The organism is Chryseobacterium turcicum (assembly GCF_021010565.1).
Lineage (GTDB): Bacteria > Bacteroidota > Bacteroidia > Flavobacteriales > Weeksellaceae > Chryseobacterium > Chryseobacterium turcicum.
Genome location: NZ_JAJNAY010000001.1, coordinates 749995 through 768990, shown reverse-complemented (window position 1 = coordinate 768990; position 18996 = coordinate 749995). Strand labels below are relative to the sequence as shown.

The 18996-nt window shown below is 35.1% G+C and carries 17 protein-coding genes and 1 other RNA gene; 10 read left to right on the top strand and 8 right to left on the bottom strand.

Annotated features, from left to right (window positions below; translation table 11 throughout):
* On the bottom strand, positions 1–198 hold the full coding sequence (gene rpsU / locus LO744_RS03630; protein ID WP_034723363.1) for a 30S ribosomal protein S21: 198 nt from the start codon (positions 196–198) through the stop codon (positions 1–3).
* 147 nt (positions 199–345) lie between these two features.
* Here rpsU and ssrA point away from each other — a divergent pair.
* Positions 346–747: a transfer-messenger RNA gene (ssrA, locus tag LO744_RS03625) on the top strand.
* 96 nt (positions 748–843) lie between these two features.
* Here the strand turns inward: ssrA and LO744_RS03620 are convergent.
* Positions 844–1008: a bacteriocin-like protein gene (locus LO744_RS03620; RefSeq protein WP_230667225.1), complete on the bottom strand. Its 165-nt coding sequence runs from the start codon at positions 1006–1008 to the stop codon at positions 844–846.
* 438 nt (positions 1009–1446) lie between these two features.
* On the opposite strand from LO744_RS03620, the gene LO744_RS03615 reads away from it, so the two are divergent.
* Genes LO744_RS03615 through pyk form a run of 5 tightly spaced genes read left to right on the top strand, consistent with a single transcriptional unit; the run spans position 1447 to position 5628 of the window.
* The gene (locus LO744_RS03615; RefSeq protein ID WP_002976354.1) at positions 1447–1686 is read left to right on the top strand and encodes an acyl carrier protein; all 240 of its coding nucleotides are present in this window, start codon (positions 1447–1449) and stop codon (positions 1684–1686) included.
* Between the two features lie 33 nt (positions 1687–1719).
* Complete coding sequence (gene fabF, locus LO744_RS03610; RefSeq protein WP_230667224.1) at positions 1720–2964, top strand: beta-ketoacyl-ACP synthase II; 1245 nt, start codon at positions 1720–1722, stop codon at positions 2962–2964.
* Positions 2965–2974: 10 nt separating this feature from the next.
* A complete protein-coding gene (gene rnc, locus LO744_RS03605; RefSeq protein ID WP_230667223.1) occupies positions 2975–3739 on the top strand; it encodes a ribonuclease III in 765 nt (254 codons plus the stop codon).
* Positions 3717–4190, top strand: coding sequence for an IPExxxVDY family protein (locus LO744_RS03600; protein ID WP_230667222.1), 474 nt, complete (start codon positions 3717–3719; stop codon positions 4188–4190). Before rnc ends, LO744_RS03600 begins: the two co-directional genes overlap by 23 nt.
* Positions 4183–5628 carry a pyruvate kinase gene (gene pyk, locus LO744_RS03595; protein ID WP_230667221.1) on the top strand — a complete coding sequence of 482 codons (1446 nt, stop codon included), beginning with the start codon at positions 4183–4185 and terminating at the stop codon, positions 5626–5628. Before LO744_RS03600 ends, pyk begins: the two co-directional genes overlap by 8 nt.
* 61 nt (positions 5629–5689) lie before the next feature.
* On the opposite strand, the gene LO744_RS03590 is transcribed toward pyk, so the two are convergent.
* From LO744_RS03590 to hutI, 5 genes are all read right to left on the bottom strand, one after another.
* Positions 5690–6982, bottom strand: coding sequence for an aldehyde dehydrogenase family protein (locus LO744_RS03590; protein ID WP_230667220.1), 1293 nt, complete (start codon positions 6980–6982; stop codon positions 5690–5692).
* Positions 6983–7115: 133 nt separating this feature from the next.
* The gene (gene hutG / locus LO744_RS03585; protein ID WP_230667219.1) at positions 7116–8030 is read right to left on the bottom strand and encodes a formimidoylglutamase; all 915 of its coding nucleotides are present in this window, start codon (positions 8028–8030) and stop codon (positions 7116–7118) included.
* A gap of 9 nt (positions 8031–8039) precedes the next feature.
* Positions 8040–9146 carry a DUF695 domain-containing protein gene (locus tag LO744_RS03580; protein ID WP_230667218.1) on the bottom strand — a complete coding sequence of 369 codons (1107 nt, stop codon included), beginning with the start codon at positions 9144–9146 and terminating at the stop codon, positions 8040–8042.
* A 14-nt stretch (positions 9147–9160) separates the two neighbouring features.
* The gene (locus LO744_RS03575) at positions 9161–9379 is read right to left on the bottom strand and encodes a hypothetical protein (protein ID WP_230667217.1); all 219 of its coding nucleotides are present in this window, start codon (positions 9377–9379) and stop codon (positions 9161–9163) included.
* Positions 9379–10602, bottom strand: a complete 1224-nt coding sequence (hutI, locus tag LO744_RS03570; RefSeq protein ID WP_230667216.1) for an imidazolonepropionase — start codon at positions 10600–10602, stop codon at positions 9379–9381. Before hutI ends, LO744_RS03575 begins: the two co-directional genes overlap by 1 nt.
* Positions 10603–10892: 290 nt before the next feature.
* Here hutI and ruvB point away from each other — a divergent pair, with 290 nt between their 5' ends.
* From ruvB to coaE, 4 genes are read left to right on the top strand one after another with little or no spacing between them, the layout of a single operon-like run.
* On the top strand, positions 10893–11915 hold the full coding sequence (gene ruvB / locus LO744_RS03565; RefSeq protein WP_230667215.1) for a Holliday junction branch migration DNA helicase RuvB: 1023 nt from the start codon (positions 10893–10895) through the stop codon (positions 11913–11915).
* Between the two features lie 7 nt (positions 11916–11922).
* Positions 11923–12534 carry an FMN-binding negative transcriptional regulator gene (locus LO744_RS03560; protein ID WP_230667214.1) on the top strand — a complete coding sequence of 204 codons (612 nt, stop codon included), beginning with the start codon at positions 11923–11925 and terminating at the stop codon, positions 12532–12534.
* 26 nt (positions 12535–12560) lie between these two features.
* Complete coding sequence (locus LO744_RS03555) at positions 12561–13427, top strand: MBL fold metallo-hydrolase (protein WP_230667213.1); 867 nt, start codon at positions 12561–12563, stop codon at positions 13425–13427.
* Positions 13428–13433: 6 nt separating this feature from the next.
* Positions 13434–14069: a dephospho-CoA kinase gene (gene coaE / locus LO744_RS03550; protein WP_230667212.1), complete on the top strand. Its 636-nt coding sequence runs from the start codon at positions 13434–13436 to the stop codon at positions 14067–14069.
* A 236-nt stretch (positions 14070–14305) separates the two neighbouring features.
* On the opposite strand, the gene LO744_RS03545 is transcribed toward coaE, so the two are convergent.
* Positions 14306–18736 carry a GEVED domain-containing protein gene (locus LO744_RS03545; protein WP_230667211.1) on the bottom strand — a complete coding sequence of 1477 codons (4431 nt, stop codon included), beginning with the start codon at positions 18734–18736 and terminating at the stop codon, positions 14306–14308.
* Positions 18737–18996 lie beyond the last annotated feature (260 nt).

Below are 18996 nucleotides of genomic sequence, written 5' to 3'. Positions count from 1 at the left end.
TTAAGCTTGCTCTTCCTTGCTTAATCCTCTTTGCTTATAAGCTGCTTTCAGCCTAGATTGTCTAAGAGTTACAGAAGGCTTAATAAAAGCTTGTCTAGATCTTAATTGACGAACTGTACCAGTTTTATCAAATTTTCTCTTGTATTTTTTCAGTGCTCTATCGATGGATTCACCATCTTTTACAGGTATTATTAACATAATTTACATCTCATTTTGGATTGCAAAACTAAGTGTTTTTTACGAGACCACAAAATTATCTAGCTTTAAATTTAAATATTTTACAACAGCCATCTCAAAATAAGTTTAATTTAAACAAAAAAACGTATATTTGCATTACTAATCTATGGGGTTGACTGGTTTCGACAGCAAGACCAATGGGTAAGTAAGCATGCAGAGAACCGTAGCGCGATCTCTTTAATCCCTTGCTACAAAATTTTAACTGGCAACGAAGAGTTCGCTCTTGCAGCTTAATATCGAAGTATAGTAGATCAAGCGTTTTCCCGAAGATTTCAGTAGGGAAGCAAGATGTCTCACAAATGCTCTGTTTTGCGGCGTTTGATTCTGGGATATAGTAATGCAAAAATAAGGTTTTGGAAGCTTCGGCCAAGACTCGAAAATTTTAGAAGATAAGGTATAAGTTGGGTGTTTGCTCTCTGCTTATATTCGAAAACCAACAGCAAAATAAGCATGTAGAAATCTTATGTATTGCTTGTTTGGACGAGGGTTCGAATCCCTCCAACTCCACATTACACAAAAAAAAAACCACTGACAATCAGTGGTTTTTTAATTTCTTAACATTAGACATCCTAAAGACTCTTTTAGAACTCCTTTTAAACCATCTAATTAAATAGAATTATCCGGGCATTTAAAATCATCACTACAAGTTGCACAAATTACAATCCCATCACAGTAATACATGCAAAAATCTGGATCCGGTAATTCTTTAACTCCACCCGACCCTTTAATTGTTTTTAATTGATCTTTTCTTAATTTTTTCAAGTTTTTCATGTTATTATTTTTTAAATTTAATGGTATGATAAAGATAGTTAAAACATAAATACAATACGCTTATATTATTAATGAAATTTCAAATACTTAAAACTTCAAATACTTTCAACCATTCCTGGTTCAACAAAAGAATATGTTAAAATACAAGTTCACAACGCAAGATTTACTTTTAAAGTTAATTAAACTTATAGACTATTGAACATTACCCATTACCTCTATCTATTTTATAATTAAAAAAAATCCAAAACAATCATCTTTATATATTAATACTTAGGTAGGTCTGAAAATTAAACCAAAATATAAAACCCTGATTACGAAAAGACTAAAACTTGATAGAAGAAAATTACATTAGACTCGTGACAAAAAAGTTTAAAAAAATGTTTTATCGTAAAGAATTTTATATATTTGCACCATCTAACAATAAAAAAAAAATTTACTATGTCAGACATTGCATCAAGAGTAAAAGCTATCATCGCTGATAAGCTTGACGTTGAAGAAACAGAAGTAACTCCTGAGGCTAGCTTCACTAACGATTTAGGAGCTGATTCTTTGGATACCGTTGAATTAATTATGGAATTTGAAAAAGAATTCAACATTCAGATTCCTGATGATCAGGCTGAAAAAATTACTACTGTAGGTCACGCTATCGCTTATATCGAAGAAGTAGTAAATAAATAATATTCTTCAACAAAAGAAATTTAAACAAAGTTTATGGAATTAAAAAGAGTAGTTGTAACTGGTTTTGGCGCAATAACACCCGTCGGTAATAATGCGAATGAATACTGGGAAAGTCTTGTAAAAGGCAAGAGCGGAGCCGCTCCTATTACTCTTTTTGATGCCACAAACTTCAAAACTAGGTTTGCTTGCGAGGTGAAAAACTTCAATCCATTAGACCATTTCGAAAAGAAAGAGGCTAAAAAAATGGATAGAAACACCCAGCTTGGGCTAGTTGCTGCGAGAGAAGCAGTGAGCCATTCAAGAATCATGGAAGACAATGTTGATAAAAACAGAGTCGGAGTGATTTGGGGATCAGGAATTGGTGGTTTAGAAACTTTCGAAACCGAAGTTTTGGGCTGGGCAAATACAGACATCCCAAGATTTAACCCTTTCTTTATTCCTAAAATGATTGCGGATATTACACCGGGGCATATCTCTATAGAATATGGTTTCCATGGTCCCAATTATACTACAGTTTCTGCTTGTGCATCATCTGCAAATGCATTAATTGATTCTAAAATGCTTATTCAGCTCGGTAAAGCAGACGTTATCGTTTGTGGAGGGTCTGAAGCTGCTGTTACAGCAAGTGGCGTTGGAGGATTTAATGCTATGATGGCGCTTTCTACAAGAAATGATAGCCCTACTACTGCATCAAGACCTTTTGACAAAGACAGAGACGGATTTGTTTTAGGTGAAGGAGCAGGATCTATCATCCTTGAAGAGTACGAACACGCTGTGAAGCGTGGAGCAACAATCTATGCAGAATTATTAGGTGGCGGTATGAGTGCAGATGCACATCACATGACGGCACCTCATCCTGAAGGTTTAGGAGCTTATTTAGTAATGAAAAATTGTCTGGAAGATGCAGGATTAACTACTGATGAAGTAGATCATATCAATATGCATGGTACTTCTACTCCATTAGGAGATATTGCAGAATCCAACGCAATTTCAAGATTATTAGGTGAGCATGCTTTTGACATTCAGATTAATTCTACAAAATCAATGACTGGCCATCTTTTAGGTGCAGCCGGTGTTATTGAAGCGATTGCTGCTTTAGGAACTATAATTCATGGTATTGTACCTCCTACAATCAACCATTTTACTGATGATGAAAGCATCGACAGCAGATTAAATTTTACATTTAATAACGCTGTAAAAAAAGATGTAAAAGTAGCCATGAGTAATACTTTTGGATTTGGTGGGCACAATGCTTGCGTTCTTTTTAAGAAAATCTAATTATTACTGAATGGAGTTACAGAAATACTTTTCTAAATTCCTTATCAAAAAAAGAAAAAGACAACTTACGGAAAGAGACTATTTCCTGACCACAGAACTAAATAAAATTTTAGGGATTGAGGTTCAGAATGTCAACTTTTATCGTGAGGCTTTTTCAATTAAGACTTCTTCTAAAAATCAAGAAAGTAATTACGAAAGGCTTGAGTTTTTAGGAGACGCTGTTTTGGGTACAATTGTTTCGTGCCATCTGTTTCAAACTTATCCTAAAGCTAATGAAGGATATATGACACAGATGAAATCTAAAATTGTAAATAGGAAAAATCTAAACAAATTAGGGGAAGATTTAAAGCTTACCGATCTTTTACAAAAAAACAATCATGTTGTTGCTTTAGGAGAAAACATTTCAGGGAATCTCTTTGAAGCGCTAGTTGGTGCTGTTTATTTAGATTTCCAATACGAAATTTGTAAAAAAATCGTTTTGGATAGACTTCTTACGCCATCAGAAATCAATAAGCTTGAAAATAAAATTGTAAGCTACAAAGGTCTTTTGCTGGAATGGAGCCAGAAAAAGAAGCTGAATATAAAGTACGAAACTTGTGAAGAAATTCAGGTTAACAAGTCAGTCGTCTTCCGATGTCATGTTTGGCTGGGAAGCGAAAAGATTTCCAATGCCACAGAAACTTCAAAGAAAAAAGCAGAAGAAAAAGCTGCACAGAGAGCATTTTATATTTTAAATAAAAAAGAAAATATACTTGGAAATCCAAAAACTTTATGATCTTGATGATATAGAATTTGAAGATATTGCCATCGCTTTGGTAAGATTAGTCAAACATATACCAGATCATGAGTTTTTTTTTAAAATTAATCAACACAACGATTTAAAGTTTTCGAGAATAAAAGACCTTGTCTATCATGGGTCTCATTATAATTTTTATTTTCCTCGGTTTGAAGCTTATCACAAGTATTCTAGGACCAGTTTTACATTCATCTCCAACAAATCTTCAGAAAGTAATCAAAAAAAATTACAAACTGAACTCTTCTCAGAAGAAGACAATATTAAATTTTTATTAATTAATCATCCAGATGTAGAATATATTCTACACAGTTCGGAACAGTTTCCTGATTTTTCCGTAATTTTGCTGGCTGAAAATCTTGCGTTTCCAATTCAAGATTACAATCTGAGTTCTGAAGAGGAGCTCTATCAAATAATACAGTATTATGAATAAGTATTTAAAAAAGACAAAAATTATTGCAACACTAGGGCCTGCTTCATCTTCGAAGGAGGTAATGTTAGGATTGATGAGAGCGGGTGTTGACGTTTTTAGAATAAACTTTTCTCATGCCGACTATGATTTAGTGCGTTCCAATATAGACATCATCAGAGACCTTAATAAAGAATATGGATATTCGGTAAGTATTTTAGGAGATTTACAAGGTCCAAAACTAAGAGTGGGTGTTGTAAAAGAAGGTTCATACCTTAATCCTGGAGATATTCTTACATTTACCAACGAAAAAATTGAAGGAGATTCTACAAAAGTTTATATGACTTACCAGCAGTTTCCTCAGGATGTAAATGTAGGTGAAAGAATCCTTATTGATGACGGAAAATTAATGTTGGAGGTTATTGAAACCAACAAAATAGATACCGTAAAAGCAAAAACAATTCAAGGGGGACCTTTGAGTTCTAAAAAAGGAGTAAACCTTCCTAATACCAACGTTTCTCTTCCAGCTTTGACGGAAAAAGATATTCAGGATGCCAATTTCATGATGGATATGGAGGTAGATTGGATTGCTTTATCATTCGTTCGTCATGCTCAAGATATTATCGATTTGAAAGAGCTGATTAAAAAGCATCCAAACGGAAGTTTTAAAACGCCGATTATCGCTAAAATCGAAAAACCAGAAGGTGTGAAAAACATCGACGAGATTCTATTAGAGTGTGATGGTTTAATGGTTGCTCGTGGAGATTTGGGTGTAGAAGTTCCAATGGAAGAAGTTCCTGCTATTCAGAAAAACTTGGTTGAAAGAGCAAGATTCTTCTCAAAACCTGTTATCATTGCTACTCAAATGATGGAAACAATGATTAACAGCTTAACTCCTACAAGAGCTGAAGTAAATGACGTTGCCAACTCTGTATTAGACGGAGCTGATGCGGTGATGCTTTCAGGAGAAACTTCTGTAGGTAGATATCCTGTTCAGGTTGTTGAAAATATGGCGAAGATTGTAAAGAATATCGAAATGACTTCTTTCTATCAGAATAAAAATGAGCCGATGGAAAAAGATTACAACTGCATCGACGAACGTTTCATCACCAATAGAGTTTGTCTTGCTGCCGTAAGAATCGCAAAAAGCACCAATGTTGCAGCTATTGTAACGCTTACAAGCTCTGGTTACACCGCATTCCAATTATCAGCACACAGACCAAATTCTCACATCATTGTTTACAGTGGTAACAAGAGAGTAATTACGATGTTGAATTTACTTTGGGGAGTTCGTGCTTATTATTATGACATGAATAAACCTACTGACGAAACCATTATTCAGGTAAATATGCTGACTCACAATCACGGGTATATCGAAACCGGAGATTTTGTAATCAACATCAATGCAACGCCGTCTTACGAAGGTGGAAAAACAAATACTTTGAGATTAACGACAATTTAATAATTGTCTTTGATATAAATAAAACCTCCCGAAAAAATAATTTTCGGGAGGTTTTTTATGTTTATTTACCTAAAATCGTCTTCGCGGTAACAAACTCTTTTAAAGCTATTAAAGAAAGCTCGGTTCCATAACCTGAAGACTTTGTACCTCCGAATGGAAAACGTGGATCAGAACTCGTCATTCGGTTGATATTTACTGTTCCTGATTCTAAACCATCAATAAAAAACTGTTGGCGTTCTTCATTTTTCGTCCAAACCGAATTGGCTAATCCAAACGGAATATTATTAGCTATTTTTAAAGCTTCCTCATCGTTGTGAGCAATCATTACCATTCCTAAAGGACCAAACAATTCTTCTTGCAAAATAGGATTTCCCTCTTCTACTCTGATCAATCCTGGAATAAATTCATTTTCTGAAATTCTTTCTAATGGAATAATCACCTCAGCACCATGATCTAAAGCTTTCTGGTATTGTTTTACAAGATCATCTGCAAGATCAGGTCTTGCCATTCCGCTTAATTTTGTTTCTTTCAATTTGGGATCAGCCGGAGTATATTTTTTGTATTCTTCAATAAATATCGGAAGAAAATCAAACTCAACCTCACGCTGAATAATAAATCTTTTTGCCGCTACACAGGTTTGCCCACAATTTTGTAATCTTGCCAAAGCTCCTACTTTTGCAGCTTCATTAAAATCAGCATCTTCCAAAACGATGAAAGCATCACTTCCACCTAATTCCAGCAAAGATTTTTTGATATTTTTTCCGGCTGTTGCAGCCACTTCAGCTCCTGCTTTTTCACTTCCTGTAAGACTTACGCCTTTGATGGTTTTGTGTTCTAAAATTTCTTTTACCTCACCATGTCCCACTTCAAGATTTTGGAAAATTCCTTCCGGAAAACCGGCTTCAATAAAAACTTTTTCTATTGCATTTCCACTTTCGAAACAAATGGATGCATGCTTTAAAACTACTGTATTTCCTGCTAAAATTGCAGGAGTAGCAAATCTTAAAACCTGCCAAAAAGGAAAGTTCCAAGGCATAACTCCAAGAATTACTCCCTTTGGTACGTAATGTATTTCTGAAATTTTATATTCAGAATTTATTTTTTCCGGATTTAAAATGTTTTCAGCCTCCGCATAATAATTCATCATTAAAGCAGATTTCCCAACCTCAGAAATGGCTTGAGAAATGGGCTTATTCATTTCAAAAGTAATCAATTCACCAAAAATTTCGGCTTTATTTTTAAAAATTTCTGCAGCTTTTGCCAAGAGTTTCTGCTTTTCTTCAAACGGAACTTTTTTCCATTCCTGAAAAGCCTGGTCAGCTTTTAACAGCTTGTTTTCTATTAAATTTTCCATGTTAAATTTTCCATTTTTAAAGATTCAGAAAAAGAATCTTCTGCTTTTGGATAAAGCATTTTTAAGGCAACAAATATTGTTCCTTATATCCTATTTAATTAGTGATAAATTCTATGAAATTCATTTATTCAGACTAAATCATAAACCATTCATTCGCTAAACTAGCAGCCAATCTTGCCGTATGATGCTGAATATCAAAAAGTGGATTTACTTCTGCAATATCCAGAGCCACCAGTTTTTCATTTCTAAGAATATGTCTGTACAAATGCATAAAAGCTGCATCAGCAAAAATTCCGTTGTAAGCCGAAGCTGAAACACCCGGTGCAATCGAAGCATTAAAAACATCCATACAAATCGTCATATATAAAAAGTCTACTGAATTTGCCAATTCATTTACTCTTTCATAGACTGATGGTAGATTTTCGAAAAACAATTCATCTGCCAAAATATATTTCATTCCAAACTGATGAGCGGTATCAAAAAGCTTCAGAGTATTAGAATTTCTCTGAATTCCGATATGTAGAGAGTTGATATCTCCTTCCTGAGCAATTTGCCAAAATCCTGTTCCAGAGCTCGGTCCCACTCCATTTTCAGGTTGCCTGTTGTCGAAATGAGCATCAAAATTAATAATCCCTATTTTCTGTTCCGGAAAAGCAGTCTTCACCCCACGATAATGACCGAAAGTAACTTCATGACCACCTCCCAAAACCAAAGATTTACCACCTTTTAGCAAAACTTTAGAGACTTTCTTCGCCAATTCGTTCTGAGTATTTTCCAAATTACCATCTTCACAGCTAATATTTCCAAAATCAAGAAGCGAAAAGTCTGGCCGAATGACAGGAAAATTAGCCATATTTTTTCGGATAATCTCCGGAGCATCTTTTGCACCCTGTCTTCCTTTATTTCTTCGAACGCCCTCATCAACGGCAAATCCGTGTAAAACGAAATCGTTAGTTGAGATTTTATCGTAATTATTTTCTTCTTTTACTCTTTGAAATATTCTGTGATGAAGCAGTTCTTCACCGTCTAATCTACCTTGCCAAATCATGATTTTAATTTAATTTTGATTTACATTATAGCGTTCAAAACTCTGCCAATATTTGTCTTTATAAATTTCGAGTGTCATTTTATATTCAGGATGGTCGTCAATAACTTTTTTCAAAACTTTTGACGGTTTCCTGAAATCTTTACTTGCAAAATAGCTCTCTTTCAGGTTATCTGCATTTTCTCTTCCGATGTATAAATTTCCATCTTCTATTTTCAATTCTTCAATAATCTGCTCTTCGATGTTGCTTAATTTTTCGTAATCTTCTTTTTCTGGAAGTCCATTATTATTTTCACCATTATATTGAACTTTCAAAATAGAAATCCATGGATAAGAAGCTTTAGAATCGTAGGTTAATAAAGAAGTATTAATCGCCGCAATAAGAGGCGAGCCGTTTTTTAAAGTCGCTTCAAAAACAGAAAATTGGTCTTCTTCATCAAAGTTTTTCACATTTTTATATTTTTCTGTAAACTCTCTTTCTCGCCAAGATAAAAAGTCTTTCAGTTTTGTAATGGGAACCAATTCTTTTTTGGCATTGTCTTTCCCGATTACATTAAAGGTATCAATTTGAGTGGCAAAATTTAGTTCTCCTAAAAAATTATCAAGAAAAATACAAACTCCGGTTATCGCAGCATCTTTGGTTTCTTCGTTTAAGTTTTCGTAAACAAAAGTGATATCGATTTCGTCAGGATAGCCTTCTATTTCATTTTCGTAGAAGAATATATTTTCGCTTGAAAACTTTTTACCATCCATTTCGATTCCGCTTGTAAGATTCATTTCCGGTTTTAGAGCGGTAAATTTCCAATGATTTAGCTTTGGAGCAGCCTCAATAATCTCTTCTGCAAAAATGATATTCTTAATATCACCTTCTACCGTTAGAATCAACTCTGCAATAGAATCATCGCTCATCCCTGCAAGAAAATAAAATCCTCCGTTAATCTCTTTTAGTTTTGGAGCAATGACATCAAAAAAATCAATTTCTATATTTTGATGGTTTTTTATGGTCTCATAAAAATCTTTTTCTTGGGTAACAAACCAATCCCAAAAATCTTTATAGCTTTTAATTTGAGTTTCTTTATGCCCGTCATTTTTACCGAAAATTTTATTAAATATGCCCATATTTTCTTGTGTTTTTATTCGTGTCTGTAAATCGTAATCAAAAATTTAATAATCATATAAATAATTGAAGCAATTCCTGTTAACCAAAAAATGACAATTAAAACATCCTTAAAACCAAATGATGTATCTCCCACTCTTTTCGTTGCCAGTTGAAAAACCAGAACAATCGATAAAAAATACTGTAAGATGATTAATAAAATGATTGAGATAAAATAAATAACTATTTTCTTCATTAAATGTTTACACCATTAATATAAACATTTTCCGCCTTTAAACTTCCTTGATTATAGAGAACATTTTGAAAATTATTGGTTTTATACGTCACAAAATCTGCTTTAAAATTTGGTTCTAGCCTTCCTCTGTCTTCCAAACCTAATGCAAAAGCAGAACGGAACGTCATCCCTGCTAAAACTTCGGCTGTTGTCAGTTTTTCAAAAGTTGCCAAAATAGAAGCTTGTGTAATCAAATTCCCCATCGGGGCAGAACCAGGATTCCAGTCACTTGCTATTGCTACAATTGCTCCTGCATCTAACAATTTTCTTGCCGGAGTAAATTTTTCGCCCAATCCTAAACTTGCCCCTGGTAAAGCAGTTGCCACTGTTTCAGATTGTGCAAGAAACTCAATATCTTCATCAATAGTTGCTTCCAAATGGTCTGCAGATTTTGCACCAACTTCTACCGCAATTCTTGAACTCCCGGCTGTAAACTGGTCTGCATGAACAGTAATTTCGAAACCTAATTCTTTAGTTTTCAGTAAAAACACTTTACTTTCTTCCGGTTGAAATGCTGATTTTTCAATAAAAATATCAACACGTTTTGCAAGGTTTTCTTCTTTTACTTTTGGTAAAATTTCATTTAAAATATATTGCAAATATTCTTCGTTGCTTCCTTCAAAATCTCTGGGCTTCAAATGGGCAGAAAGACAGGTAGGAACCAAAGTTGCCTGAGTCTTTTCTTGGGCTTTTTTAATCATTCTAAGCATTTTAAGCTCATTTTCAACATCCAAACCGTAACCGCTTTTCACTTCAATGGTTGTAATTCCTAAAGAGATTAAAAATTCTATTCTTTCCAATAAAGTTTTCAACAATTCTTCTTCTGAAGCGTTTCTTGTATGTTGTACAGAACTCCAAATTCCACCACCACTTTCAGCAATTTCAAGATAGGTTTTACCGGCATTTCGCATCGCAAAATCATTGGCACGGTTTCCACCAAAACAAATATGAGTGTGAGAATCTACGAAAGCAGGAAGAACGATTTGTTCGCCTTCGATGGTTTCTATTTCTATATTTTGATTTTCAGATTTTAAGGTATCAAAATTTCCGATTGCATGAATTTTATTTTCATCAACTAAAATTCCACCATCAACAATAATTTCGATTTGTTCGTCAGAAAGTTTTCCTCTTAACGGAAGATTAGCAAGAGTTACAACTTGCTTGAAAGGGCCTATAAGTTTCATTTATTTAGTTTAAAGCTAAAGTTTAGATAAATAATCTTTGTATTTTGCTTAGATGCTTTCAGCATGACAAAAAATGTGCAAAAAATTTGTCATTCCGTAAGAATCCCAACGCAAAATTGAATGAAAGAATTTTTATTTTATTTTCTCTCTCAAAAATACTTAAAATATATCAATATCGTAAATGATAAAAGGTGAAGCCTAGAATCTTAATCTCAGCCTGAAATTAATCTCAGCCTCAACCTTAATCTTAACCTAATTTTCCTATCTTTACGGTAAATGAAACTGAATTAATGCCTGATTTTTTACATCCAGACAAAGACAATTATTCCCATGATGAGCTCATGCAGGAAGAGCAGATTCGTCCGCAGAGCTTTAAGGATTTCGCCGGACAGCGCAAAACCTTAGAAAATCTTGAAGTTTTCGTTACCGCTGCCAAAAGACGTGGTGGAGCGCTCGACCATGTTTTGCTGCACGGTCCACCCGGATTGGGAAAAACAACTTTAGCCAATATTATTGCAAATGAACTTGGAGTAAGCTGTAAAATTACATCCGGTCCTGTTTTGGATAAGCCGGGAAGTTTGGCAGGTCTACTTACCAATCTGGAAGAAAACGACGTCCTTTTCATCGATGAGATTCACCGTCTTTCTCCAGTGGTAGAAGAATATCTGTATTCTGCAATGGAAGATTATAAAATAGATATTATGCTGGAAACCGGTCCGAATGCGAGAAGTGTTCAGATTGGATTAAATCCTTTTACTCTTGTCGGTGCTACAACAAGAAGCGGAATGTTGACCAAACCGATGTTGGCAAGATTCGGAATTCAAAGCAGGCTTGAATATTATACCATTGAGCTTTTGTCTATGATTATTATCCGAAGTGCAAGAGTTTTGGGGGTGAAGATTTATGAAGATGCCGCCATCGAAATTGCAAGAAGAAGCCGCGGAACTCCCAGAATTGCCAATGCACTTTTGAGAAGAGTACGTGATTTTGCAGAAATAAAAGGTGATGGTGAAATTGAAATCAATATTACCAAATATGCTTTAAACTCTTTAAACGTAGATGAATTTGGATTGGATGAAATGGATAATAAAATCATGCGTGTGATGATAGAAAACTTCAAAGGAAAACCTGTGGGAATCTCGGCTTTGGCAACATCGATTGCTGAAAACCCGGAAACTTTGGAAGAAGTGTATGAACCATTTTTAATTCAGGAAGGATTTATTATCAGAACTCCGAGAGGAAGAGAAGTTACAGAGAAAGCGTATAAGCATTTGAATATTGCTGTCCCTAGAAATCCGGGAGAACTTTTTTAATTATAAAATGTTTATACCTAAAATATATAAAAGCGAAGATTACAATTTGATGAAAGAAATCATCAGCGAAAATTCTTTTGCTTTATTAATTTCTTCGGTTGATAAAATTCGTGCAACGCATTCTATGATGATGCTAAATGAAGATGATTCGGAAAATAGGTATATTGAAACTCATATTTCAAGAGCAAATCCGCAAGCAAAAACGTTGAAAAATGGAGATGAAGTGCTTTGTGATTTTTTGGGAGCTCACACTTATATTTCTAGCAGTTGGTACGACCACACCAATGTTTCAACATGGAATTACGAAGCAGTACAGATTTATGGAAAAGTTGAGATAATGAATTCTGAAGAACTCTACAGCCATTTGGAAAAATTAACCTACAAATACGAACAAGCCCAGCACTGCCCGATGATGGTAAAAGATATGGCTAAAGAGTTTGTAGAGAAGGAGATGAAAGGTGCTTTTGGCTTAAAAATCATTCCACCTGAGATTTTCATTAACCAAAAATTGTCTCAGAATAGAAAGGAACATGATTTTCAAAATATTATTTTAAATCTTGAAAAAGACGATGAAAACGGGAAACAAATTGCCTCTAAAATGAAACTACTGAAAAAATAAACAACATTATAAAAACCTAATATTATATGAAATTATATCCTATCCAATGTGGGAAATTTAAACTAGATGGAGGCGCCATGTTTGGGGTCGTCCCAAAGAGTCTGTGGGAAAAAACAAACCCTGCAGACGAAAGAAACTTAATCGAACTAGGAACCCGTTCTTTGCTTGTAGAAGACGGAAAAAAATTAATTTTAATTGATTGTGGTCTCGGAAATAAGCAGGATGACAAGTTTTTTGGTCATTATTCGCTTTGGGGAGATGATAATCTGGATAATAATTTAAAGAAATATGGTTTCGTAAAAGAAGATATTACTGATGTCTTCCTTACACACCTTCATTTTGACCATTGTGGCGGAGCCATTGAATGGAACGACGATAAATCGGGTTACAGACCGGCTTTTAAAAATGCGCAATTCTGGACGAATGAAAACCATTGGCAATGGGCAACTGAGCCCAACGCTAGAGAAAAAGCAAGTTTTTTAAAAGAAAACATTCTCCCTATCCAGGAAAGTGGACAGCTTAACTTTTTGCCGCTTCCTTCCACCGGAAACTATGGTTTTGCACCAGACTTGAAAATGGATGTTATTTTTGTAGATGGACATACCGAGAAGCAGATGCTACCCGTGATTCAATATCAGGAAAAAACGATTGTTTTTGCGGCAGATTTAATACCTACAGCAGGACATATTCCTCAAGTTTATGTGATGGGTTATGACACGAGACCATTACTTACGATAGATGAAAAGGCAAAGTTTTTGAAACAATGTGTAGACAATGATTATCTTCTGTTTTTTGAACATGATGCTCACCATGAATTGGCAAGTTTAAAAATGACTGAAAAGGGAGTTCGTCTCGACCAGACTTTCAGTTTTAATGATGTTTTTGGATATTAATTTATTATGGAAGAATTATATTCAGAGAGTCAGAAAAGTGAACCCGACTCGACATTAGCACCCAAAATCATTGGTTTAACAGGCGGAATCGGTTCCGGAAAGACTACCGTTGCCAAATTTATTGAAGACTTCGGATTTCCTGTATATTATTCGGATGATCGAGCAAAAGAGATTGTAAATGATAATGAAGATTTAAAGCTAAAAATAAAAGAGCTTTTAGGAAGCGATGCTTACGACAAAGACGAGATTTATGACCGGAAATTTGTTGCCGGAAAAGTTTTTAATGATAAAGAATTACTTCAAAGTCTTAATGAAATTATTCATCCTGCCGTTCGTCTTGATTTTGAAGATTGGGTAAAAAAACAAACCAAGTATTTAGTATTTAAAGAGACCGCTTTACTGTTTGAGCTAAAACTTCACAAGCAATGTTATCGGTCTGTTTTGGTCACTGCAGAAGATAATATAAGAATAAAAAGAGTGATGGATCGGGACGGAAAAACCTATCGTGAAGTACAATCTGTGATGGAAAAGCAAATGCCTGAAAAGGACAAAATCAAATTAGCCAGTTGTGTAATTTACAACAATACCAATCTTGATGACCTTAAAGATCAAACTGAGAGAATCATTTTTGAGATTGAATAAATCTAATTTTTTGTTCGATTATCTAAATTTATTTTGACCACGAATGCACAAATATTGATAAGTAAAATATGAAAACCTTTCTATTTTTGTAGCCTATCAATTTTTAGAAGCCGACAAAACATACATTTTGACCACATAAAATCCCGCTGAAATTTCTTCAGCGGGATTTTTGTAAAGCATTAGCTATAAAAAAATAAGCTCTCATTTCTGAGAGCTTATTCTATTTAATTAATTGGTTATTCTTTAATGAATTTTCTCTGAGCTGTGCCCTGAACATCATCAATATCAATTACGTATAAACCGTTGATTAGTCTGCTTACGTCAATCTTATTATTTAAGATTACTCCGCTAGAGACTAATTGACCAGCTGCACTGTAAATTTTATACTTCGCTTTTTTACTGATATTCTTAACATTTAAAATTGATTTAACAGGATTTGGATAAATCAAAATATCTGTTTGATTAACAGTATTTGCTGTTGGCAATTGAGAGATTCTCACTGTATAGTCTTCTACTTCACCATCAGTAAAGCTTACACAACTTACAGGAATAGCGTCTTTAGACATTGCCACTCTCATTACCACATATTTATTGGTAGATCCTAAGAAAGCATTAGAAGGCACCGTAAAGGTAGCACTTGCAGTAGGATTCGTATTAGGACCATCTGCTAAAATTCTTTCGTCAAGATCAAAAGTTCCGTTTCTGTTGAAGTCAATCCAAACTGCTACTCCAGCTTTAGCACCTGAGCTAATTGTTTTATCAATTATAATTTGATTACCTACAGAGCCTTGAACCATATCAATAAACTTCGCAGGAACTGTTGTAAAGTCTGAATAAGCTGAACCTGCTGTAATATTAATCATGTCAGGTTTGCCCGCTGGCTTCGCTGTTACTTTTGAGATAAATTCAGAACCAAAGTTAGTTGAATGCATCGGGCAGTACACTACTGTTGGTGTTGTAAAGTAGTACTCTGGTGTAAAGTTACCCGGTGTACCCGTACAAACATTCGCTACCTGCATTTCATATTTCGTTAATTCTAATAATCCTGTTATCGTATAGGTATTATTACTTACGTTAATCGTTGTCCAGCCTGGCAATCCCACCTTTCTGTATTTTAATATGTAATTATTAGTAGCTCCAGAACCTGTGTAAGCACTCCACACAACTTCTGCCGATGTAGGATTTAACTGAGTGATTGTTAATCCTGGAGGCGGAATTTCGCAAACTCTAACCGTAGTAAACACCTGAGATGTAGACCAAGGGTTTGGAGTAGTTTCACCTACACACTGATTTGCAACTTGCACTTCATAGGTAACATAAGAACCTAACCCTGTAATCGTTACAGAAGTTACTGGTGGAGCTGGAACGGTTACGTTAATCCAGGTAGCAGTTCCTACTACTCTGTATCTTACTAAGTATGTAGCACTAGGAACAATAGGGCTCCAAGTTACGACAGCAGATGATGAAGTCACATTATTTACTGTAACATTTGGAGGTGTAGGGTCGCATCTTGTAGTGAATTGCTTTACTGGAGTATAATTACCTAAAGTACCTGCACCACATTTCGCTGCAATTCTTACTTCATATAGTGTTGCTGGAACTAAACCTGTTAATAATACTGGTGGATTCCCGCCAAGTACAGATGCTTGAATAGTAATCCAAGGTGACACAGGCGCTGTTACAGCTCTGTACTCTAATACAAATGAATTGTTTGATGTGGCTGAAGTCCAACCTATTGTGGCAGAATTCTGAGTAATCAGTGTAGTTGTTACATTAGTTGGAGTTGTTGTAGCACAAGGTCTCAACTTTACCGCATAATCTTCTACTTCACCATTAACAGCATCTTGACATATTACAGGAGCACTTCCACGTTTCAATACAACTCTCATCGTCGTATTATAATTACCCGTATAGACACCTGTAGCAGGAACATTAAATGTAGCAGTTACCGGTGTTGTAGTACTTGATGCAGAAGTCATAATTCTTTCAGCGTCAGTAAAAATTCCATTTCTATCCCAGTCAATCCATGCATAAACCGCATCGGAAGACGTTGGAGTACCTGCCCAAGCTTTGGTAACCGAAATCTGATTTGCAATAGATCCAACTTCTAAATTAATTAATGTAGCAGGCGTAGTATAACTAATATAATTAGTTTGAACAGATGTATTGTCCATAACTGGGAAGTTAATAGGAGTCACTTTTACATTAGAAATGTGATCATTTGTTCCCGTACCTGTCATATTACAATACGTTAAAGATGGTGTAGTGAAATTCACAGAAGCACCAAAAGCACCAGTAGTTCCATTACATATTGTAGCTACTTGCACCTGATATGCAGTTTGCTCTAAAAGAGCAGGGATGGTATAGTAACTCTGCCCAGCTGGAAGAGTAAGACCAGCAGCACTTGGTAACCAAGCTCCAGTAGTACCTTGTCTCCATCTTATAATATAAGTCGCGTTAGCAGCTGGTAACCATGATACAAATGCAGATGATGAAGTTAAGTTAGACACTGTAACTGGTGTAGGAGCAGCAGTAGTACAAGGCAGTAAATCTATAAATTTAACTGAATAATCTTCAACTTCACCATAGCTAAAATTACCACATACAGTTGGATCAGTAGATTCTCTTAGAATTACTCTCATTCTAGTTGTTAAACTCCCTGTATATACTAATCCTGAAGCGACTGTAGGAACTGAAAAAGTACCAGTAACCAATGCTGTGGTGTTGCTAGCTCCTGTCAAAATTCTTTCAGAAGTTTCAAAAATCCCGTTTCTATTAAAATCAATCCAAACCCCAACGGCTGCACCATACTGAGTACCAGGCCATTCTTTGGTAACTGAAATACTATTATTTGCAGAACCACGGATTAGAGAAACTAATCTTGCGGGATCCGCTGTATAATCAGAGTAGTAAGGCGCTGTCCCCATTGTAGAAGTACTATTCATCGCAGCAAGTGCGAGAGGCATAACTGTAACCTTAGATATAAATTCATCAGCACTAGTTGCTGCTGCACTACAATATGATAAAATTGGAGTAGTAAACGTAATACTAGGCGAGAAGGCTCCTGTTACACCACCACATATTGTAGCGACTTGAACTTCATAAGCTGTAGCCTCTAATAAACCAGGTATATTATAGATACTTGTTGGCGGAGTAGTCGTTGGCAATGTAACCGTCGTCCAAGCACCTGTACCTGTTCTGTATCTTATAACATAAGTAGCATTCGCTGTTGCAACCCATGACACTGTTGCTGAAGCAATGGTTATGTTTGCAACTGAAATGTTAGTTGGAGGTGCAGTTGTACAAGGTTGCAAATCTACAAACTTAACATCATAATCCTCAACCTCACCCCATGTGAAACCTACACATGCAGCAGCGGAAGACGATTCTCTTAAAACAACTCTCATACGAGTTGAAAGTGTGCCATTGTATGCTCCTGCAGGAATTGTAAATCCGGCACTCACTACAGGTGAAGTAGTATTACTTGGCGAATCCAAAACTTGTTCGTTCGTTTCAAAAACACCATTTCTATTAAAGTCAATCCATACTCCTGTACCAAACGAGTATTGAACACTGCCTGAAAATGTTTTAGTAACAGATACTGTATTATTAGTAGAATTTCTAACAAATGTAATTAGCTTTGATGGATCAGATGCATAATTTGTGTAGAAAGCCGGACCAGAGTTATTACTCATTACATACGAGTTAGTAGCATTAGCAGTTACATTTGATATGTATCCGTCTGCATTACTCGTAGATGCTATAGGACAATATGATATTGCAGATGTTGTAAACTGAACTGCAGTAGACCAAGCACCTTGCGTTCCTGCACAAACTGTGGCAACTTCTACCTCATACTGACTAGATTCAAGTAAACCAACTATATTATAACTGCTTGTAAGTGTAGGTATAGGCACAGTAGTCCAAGCTCCTCCTGGTAAAGACCTATATCTTACCACGTAAGTTGCATTAATGTTTGCACTCCAAGATACAGTAGCACCAGCAGCACCAATATTATTAACGACAGGAACTGGCGGAGCTGTAGAACAAGCTTGATTATCAAATGCTACTAATTGTAGCATTGGAATATTACCATACCTTGAATATGCTGTAGGTGGAGTTACAGGGTTAGGGTTTACAGTATCATCTCGATACATTATACCTCTATTTGTACCTGCTGCATAGCTACCCCAAGCTTGGGTACAACTATAATTAGCAGCATTTTCATCTACCGCAATTACTAAATTACTAGTACCATCCCAAGTAAAAGGTGTTGCTAACGGAATTTCCACCCACGCACCATTAGACATTGCTGGTAATGTACCTGAATAGACCTGAGTCATATTTGCTACAGGAATCCAACTTGTAGTTGTAGCAAAATTATTTACTGCAGTATTCCCAATATAAACTACCCATTGATTATAATTTGTTTGAGTTGAAGCTGTTGCAGACACAAAAAACCTGATTTTTGTGATATAAGTACTTGTACCTAAAGCAGTCGTTAATTCTGCTGCTGTATAAATCTGTTGTGAATAATTATACCCATAACAAGAATTAATTGGAAGTTCTGTCATTGTAGTCGTACCAGCACCAATCTGCCCAGTTTGACCCCTAAATTGTGGCATAAAAGCCAAAATAAAGGCGAAAATCAGTAAAATTTTCTTCATATTATTAAAATATTTAAATCCATTAGGATTCTCGAATTAAACATAAATTTTATAATTGTAAATGATTGAATTAGTTTTAAAAATAATTACATTTCTTAAAACTTAAGTAATGTAAAAAGGTAAAAAATTTAGTCATAGGCTATCTTATTTTATATTAAATACAAATCTAATCATTTTCTATAATTAAAATAAAGATTAAACTTTTTTTTTTACAATTAATTCATCAAAATCAAGCTTATGATTTCAAAACAAAAAAATCC

What these genes read in the sequence shown, in the direction of transcription:
- LO744_RS03590 (WP_230667220.1), bottom strand. Translation starts at nt 6,982, where the DNA reads ATGGAAAATTTAATAGAAAACAAGCTGTTAAAAGCTGACCAGGCTTTT.
- LO744_RS03615 (WP_002976354.1), top strand. Translation starts at nt 1,447, where the DNA reads ATGTCAGACATTGCATCAAGAGTAAAAGCTATCATCGCTGATAAGCTT.
- hutI (WP_230667216.1), bottom strand. Translation starts at nt 10,602, where the DNA reads ATGAAACTTATAGGCCCTTTCAAGCAAGTTGTAACTCTTGCTAATCTT.
- fabF (WP_230667224.1), top strand. Translation starts at nt 1,720, where the DNA reads ATGGAATTAAAAAGAGTAGTTGTAACTGGTTTTGGCGCAATAACACCC.
- ruvB (WP_230667215.1), top strand. Translation starts at nt 10,893, where the DNA reads ATGCCTGATTTTTTACATCCAGACAAAGACAATTATTCCCATGATGAG.
- LO744_RS03555 (WP_230667213.1), top strand. Translation starts at nt 12,561, where the DNA reads ATGAAATTATATCCTATCCAATGTGGGAAATTTAAACTAGATGGAGGC.
- pyk (WP_230667221.1), top strand. Translation starts at nt 4,183, where the DNA reads ATGAATAAGTATTTAAAAAAGACAAAAATTATTGCAACACTAGGGCCT.
- rpsU (WP_034723363.1), bottom strand. Translation starts at nt 198, where the DNA reads ATGTTAATAATACCTGTAAAAGATGGTGAATCCATCGATAGAGCACTG.
- LO744_RS03575 (WP_230667217.1), bottom strand. Translation starts at nt 9,379, where the DNA reads ATGAAGAAAATAGTTATTTATTTTATCTCAATCATTTTATTAATCATC.
- hutG (WP_230667219.1), bottom strand. Translation starts at nt 8,030, where the DNA reads ATGATTTGGCAAGGTAGATTAGACGGTGAAGAACTGCTTCATCACAGA.
- LO744_RS03620 (WP_230667225.1), bottom strand. Translation starts at nt 1,008, where the DNA reads ATGAAAAACTTGAAAAAATTAAGAAAAGATCAATTAAAAACAATTAAA.
- LO744_RS03560 (WP_230667214.1), top strand. Translation starts at nt 11,923, where the DNA reads ATGTTTATACCTAAAATATATAAAAGCGAAGATTACAATTTGATGAAA.
- LO744_RS03545 (WP_230667211.1), bottom strand. Translation starts at nt 18,736, where the DNA reads ATGAAGAAAATTTTACTGATTTTCGCCTTTATTTTGGCTTTTATGCCA.
- coaE (WP_230667212.1), top strand. Translation starts at nt 13,434, where the DNA reads ATGGAAGAATTATATTCAGAGAGTCAGAAAAGTGAACCCGACTCGACA.
- LO744_RS03580 (WP_230667218.1), bottom strand. Translation starts at nt 9,146, where the DNA reads ATGGGCATATTTAATAAAATTTTCGGTAAAAATGACGGGCATAAAGAA.
- rnc (WP_230667223.1), top strand. Translation starts at nt 2,975, where the DNA reads ATGGAGTTACAGAAATACTTTTCTAAATTCCTTATCAAAAAAAGAAAA.